Consider the following 5,326-nt stretch of genomic DNA (forward strand, 5'->3'; position numbering starts at 1 on the left):
GGGGGGGGGGGGGCGGGGTCAGCGCGAGGGGCAGCTCCTGCCAGGTGAAGCCCTGCACGGAGTTCTCCTCCACGACCACGCCGTCATCGAGCACGTCGACGATCCGCACCGATCGTGCGGCGTGGATCCAGCGCGGACTCGTGTCGATCGGGAACGGCGCCGGCAGCTCGTAGAGCACGAACGCCGAGCCGTCGGCGCTCAGCTTCGTCCCGGGAGCGAGGTCGCCGCGCAGCTCCACCACGCGTCGCTGCACCCGACCTCCCTCCGGGATGTGCCAGTCGCTCAGGATGCGGCAGCGGTCGTGGTCGAAGACGATGACGTCGCGCGTGTCCTCCCAGATCGACACCGGCTCGCGCAGGCGCAGGAAGTGCGTCGCCCAGAACGTCTTCGCCTCGCGCGGGTAGTAGTCGATCGCGGCCGCGCCGAGCCGGAGGGCGAGCACGGCCGTCTCGTCGGGTGCCGCCGCGGATGCCGCCGCCACCGCCATCCGGTTCAGTGCCTCCGCCCGCGGGGAGGGCTCGTAGGGACGCTCCGCGGCGTCGACGTCCGCCGAGGGCACGAGGCGCGCCTCGCGGGCCCGGTCGACGAGCCAGTTGCGCAGCCTGCGCGTGGAGACGCAGTCGTAGCGGTTGTAGTCCGCGAGGTCGTCGAGGATCGCGGCCCCCGCATCCGGCGCCCCCGACTCGATCGCCGCGCGGGCCTCGACGTACTTCACGATCGAGTCGTCGCCGCGCTGGACGTCGCTCGTGCGCACCTCGGCGCCCATGTAGAGCGGCTCCAGCTTCTTGATCGAGTACGAGCGTGACCCCACCCGCAGCGCCCGGCGCACGATCGGGTACAGATCGACGAAGACGCCCTCGCGCAGCAGCGTGTCGACCTCGGCCTCGCGCACGCCGTAGCGGGCGGCCATCGCGAGCAAGTGGGTCGGCTCGTACGGCGCGTAGTGGTAGATGTGCATGCCGGGGTGGGCGCGCCGACGCAGCGCCACGAGGTCGAGGAAGTCCTCGAGCGCCCGGCGTTCCTCGGCGAAGGTGTGCGCCCACAGCGCCGCGTACTGCTCGTCGTCGTCGACCCACCCGAACAGGTAGTCGATCCCCCACATCGCACCGCTCGTCCCCGTCGCCCCGGTCGTCCCGGGGGCACCGTCGGCGGACTCGGTGTAGAGCGGGTCGCCCTCGAAGTCGAAGAACAGGTCGCCGCGGTCGGGACGCGGGAGCGCGCCGATGGCCGTCGGGAGCACCACCTCGTAGGTCGGCACCGGCGGCAGCTCCGAGGTCGGCGCCGCATCCCCGACGCCGCCGGCCGGGCTCTCGAGCTGGAGTCGGGGCTGCGTGCGCAGGCCCGCGAACGCGTCCCACGACATGCGCGCCGGGGCCTCGCGCGCCGCCGCGAGCGCGTCGATCGTGCGGATGCCGTCCAGGCGCAGCCGATCGCGCTGGACCGGACGCATGCCGGCGACCAGCAGCAGGTCGCGGTGGGCGACGACCTCCGCGTCGCACGTCGCGCACCGGCCGCACGCCACGACGCGCAGGGCGCCGCGGTCGTCGCCCCACGCGATCGCGTCACCGTCGGCACCGGCGGCCAGATCGCGGTCGGCGATGAGCGCACGCAGGCGCTCGCGCCGCAGGCGGAACACCGGCATGAGGTCGCGCACGGCGTGCGTCGAGGTCGAGCCGTCACCCAGCAGCAGCTCCACCCGGTCGCTGCGCGCGACGCCGAGACGGTCGAGCTGATCGACGTATGCCGCGAGCTGCATGAGCGCCGTCACCCGCGCGCGGCGGGCGAGCTTCGTGTCCTGCACGACCCACGGCGTGGGCGCGGCGGCCGTCGGGTCGTCGCGGACGAGGAAGTCGGCGAAGCCCACGAACTCGTCCGTCGCGAAGACGGCCTGATACACGACGGCGACCGTCGGATCGGCCAGCGCCGCGGTGGTCGCGGCGACCGCGACGGCGACGGCCTCGGCATCCGAGGACCGCGTCTCGGGCAGCTCGACCACACGGCCCGGGTACTGCGCGCGGTACGCCTCGAGCTGGCGCCGTTCGTGCTGCGTCCCCAGCCGTCCCGCCCGCTCGAGGGTGAGATCGGTGGGTTCCTCCACCGCGGGCACCCGTCCGAGCTTGGCGTCGATCGCCCGGAGCCAGGCGAACTCGCACTCCGCAGCGGCCTTCAGATCGGTCGCGCTCCAGACGATGCGCGCCCCGCTGCCGCTGTCTTCGATGTATCGCATGTCGCCCTTCCGTCTTCGACGCTAGTCGCAGGCCCCGACATCGTGCACCGCGGGCCGCCGCGCACCCGCCGGAGCGCCGTGCACCTGCCAGACTGGACACGTGATCGAGAACCTGCCGTTCGAGAGCGTCTACCGGCACGGCTTCGCGCGCGTCGCCGCCGCCACGATCCCCGTCGCCATCGCCGACCCGGCGCGAAACGCCGAGGCGGTCATCGATGCGACCCGGGCCCTGAGCGACGACGCGGTCGCCGTCGCGGTCTTCCCCGAGCTCTGCCTCAGCGGATACGCCATCGACGACCTCGTCATGCAGGATGCCGTGCTCGACGCCGTCCACGCGGCCATCGCGACGCTCGTCGAGGCGTCGCGCGAGCTCCGGCCGCTCATCGCCGTCGGCGCGCCGCTGCGCCTGGACGCCCGCCTGTACAACTGCGCGGTCCTCATCCACCGCGGCCGTGTGCTCGGCGTCGTCCCGAAGAGCTACCCGCTGACCTACCGCGAGTTCTACGAAGCCCGGTGGTACGCCGCCGGCGCGGGCGCCCCGGCCGCCACCGTCCTCGCGGGTCAGGAGGTGCCGGTCGGCGCCGACCTGCTGTTCGCCGCGACCGACGTGCCCGGGCTCGTCGTGCACGCCGAGGTCTGCGAGGACATGTGGGTGCCGATCCCGCCGTCCTCGGCCGCCGCCCTCGCCGGCGCGACGGTGCTGCTCAACCTGTCCGGCAGCCCCATCACGGTCGCCCGCGCCGACGACCGGCACCTGCTCGCGAAGGCGCAGTCGTTCCGCTGCAACGCCGCCTACGTGTACGCCGCGGCGGGGATCGGCGAGTCGACGAACGACGTGTCGTGGGACGGCCAGACGATGATCTACGAGTCCGGTGCCCTCCTGGCTGAGAGCGAGCGCTTCCCCGACGGCCCGCGCTCCTCGGTCGCCGACGTCGACCTCGACCGCCTGCGCCAGGACCGGCTCCGGCAGGGGACCTTCGACGACAACCGCCGCGTCAGCGCGCCCGGCGCGCGCACGGTCGCCTTCACCGTCGACCCCCCGGCATCCGACATCGGTCTGCGCCGCGCGCTCGACCGCTTCCCGTTCGTCCCCGACGACGCGGCCCGTCTCGACCAGGACTGCTTCGAGGCGTTCAGCATCCAGGTCTCCGCCCTCGAGCAGCGCATGCGCGCGATCGGCTCGCCCAAGCCGGTCATCGGCGTCTCGGGCGGCCTGGACTCGACGCACGCCCTGCTCGTGGTCGCCCGCGCGATGGACCGGATGGGCCGCCCGCGCAGCGACATCCTCGCCTACACGATGCCGGGCTTCGCGACGAGCGATCACACGAAGTCGAATGCGATCGCCCTCGCCGAGGCGATCGGCGCGTCGATCGAGACCATCGACATCCGTCCGATGGCGACCGCACTGCTCACGGGCATCGGCCATCCCTTCGCCGACGGCGAGCCGGTCTACGACGTGACGTTCGAGAACGTGCAGGCCGGCGCCCGCACCGACTTCCTCTTCCGACTCGCGAACCAGAACGGCGGCTTCGTCGTCGGCACCTCCGACCTGTCGGAGCTCGCCCTGGGGTGGGCCACCTACGGCGTCGGCGATCAGATGAGCCACTACGCCGTCAACGCCGGCGTGCCCAAGACCCTGATCCAGCACCTCATCCGCTGGGTGATCGCCCACTCCGACGGCGACGGGACCGCCCTCACCGACGAGGCGAAGGCCGTGCTGCAGTCGGTGCTCGACACCGAGATCAGCCCCGAGCTCGTCCCGGCGGGTCAGGACGGCAAGGTGCAGTCGACGGAGGACACGATCGGGCCGTACGCCCTGCACGACTTCACGCTGTTCCACGTGCTGCGCTACGGCCTGCGTCCGTCGAAGATCGCCTTCCTCGCCGAGCGCGCCTGGCGCGACGCGGATACCGGGACGTGGCCGCCCGGCTTCCCGGCATCCGACCGCTACGCGTACGACCGCGACACCGTCGTGCGCTGGCTGCGCGTGTTCCTGCGCCGCTTCTTCGGCTTCGCCCAGTTCAAGCGCACGGCGATCCCCAACGGCCCCAAGGTGCTCGCGGCCGGCTCGCTGTCGCCGCGCGGCGACTGGCGCGCCCCCAGCGACGGCAACCCCGCGGTCTGGCTCGCCGAGCTCGACCGGGCGCTGCCGCCCGCCTGACCCCCGGCGCCGTTCATCCGTCCCGTGTCGTCGTGTCGCCCCGCATGAGGCGACGGATGAAGGCGGTGCTCAGGCGGCGGGGAGCGTTCCGATCGCGACCGTGATGACCCAGCTGTCGCGCGAGGCGTCGACCAGGGTGTACTTCATGTTGCGGTCGGGGATCCACCCCTTGAGCCGCCCCATGTCGAGCCGCACGCGCTCGGGGGCGACGCGCACCCCGCGGCCGTCGGCCTCGAGCACCGCCTGCACGCGCACCCAGTGCTGCAACAGGTCGGGGATGTTGTTCGGGTCGAACAGGTGCGAGTGCTTCTGCATCAGCCGGATGTCGGCCTGCTCCGGCGTCATGTCGCGGATGTCGATGCCCAGCGGCAGGCCGGGGTCGCAGATCGCGACGACCGTCGCCGCGCGATAGCTCGCCGTGACGATCGCGATCGGCAGCTCCTGCCCGTCGCGCGAGGCGATGAGACGCGTGTGGTAGCCGAAGCCGCGCGGGGCCTCGCGCTCGATGCGGATCTCAGTCATGTCGCAGCCGAGACGCGCGGCGATGAGCTCCTTCGCGAGGATGCGGCGGCGATCGTGCACGCTCGTACCGGGATCCCACCCGAGACGCGCCGCAACCGAGGAGGGGGTGTCCAGGAGTACCGAGGTGAGTGTCATGTCGTCCTTCCTTCCCCCGTGCCGACGGGGATTGCCACGCCGTCCCATCTTGACCCACATCGGCCTCCCGCAGGGAGGGGATGCGGCGTGAGAAAGCCCGCGGAGCGGGGCGCACTCGATAGTGTCTATGTATCCGCGCATCCTCTCTACGGAGAGCCGTGCTGCGCCGTGACGGACAAGACGAAGGAAAAGTGCATGTCGACACCTCCGCCCACCGACCCCGACGGCGCCCCCGGCGACACCCCGGATGCCGCCGCGTCCGCTCCGGCGGACGACCAGCC

3 protein-coding genes are annotated in these 5,326 nt (G+C 72.5%); 1 reads left to right on the plus strand and 2 read right to left on the minus strand.

Annotated features, from left to right (window positions below; all coding sequences use genetic code 11):
* Positions 1-2,227 (minus strand): TM0106 family RecB-like putative nuclease (locus AC1Q49_RS15940; RefSeq protein ID WP_492493370.1); only part of this gene is annotated, 2,227 nt, incomplete at its 3' end.
* 100 nt (positions 2,228-2,327) lie between these two features.
* On the opposite strand from AC1Q49_RS15940, the gene AC1Q49_RS15945 reads away from it, so the two are divergent.
* Positions 2,328-4,388, plus strand: a complete 2,061-nt coding sequence (locus tag AC1Q49_RS15945; protein WP_492493372.1) for an NAD(+) synthase — start codon at positions 2,328-2,330, stop codon at positions 4,386-4,388.
* Positions 4,389-4,457: 69 nt separating this feature from the next.
* On the opposite strand, the gene AC1Q49_RS15950 is transcribed toward AC1Q49_RS15945, so the two are convergent.
* Positions 4,458-5,045: a 4'-phosphopantetheinyl transferase family protein gene (locus AC1Q49_RS15950; protein ID WP_101305598.1), complete on the minus strand. Its 588-nt coding sequence runs from the start codon at positions 5,043-5,045 to the stop codon at positions 4,458-4,460.
* Positions 5,046-5,326 lie beyond the last annotated feature (281 nt).

It is taken from the genome of Microbacterium sp. MPR-TSA4 (assembly GCF_058792815.1).

Bases quoted from the DNA above. Each gene is read 5' to 3' on its own strand.
- AC1Q49_RS15950 (WP_101305598.1), bottom strand. From the start codon at position 5,045: ATGACACTCACCTCGGTACTCCTGGACACCCCCTCCTCGGTTGCGGCG.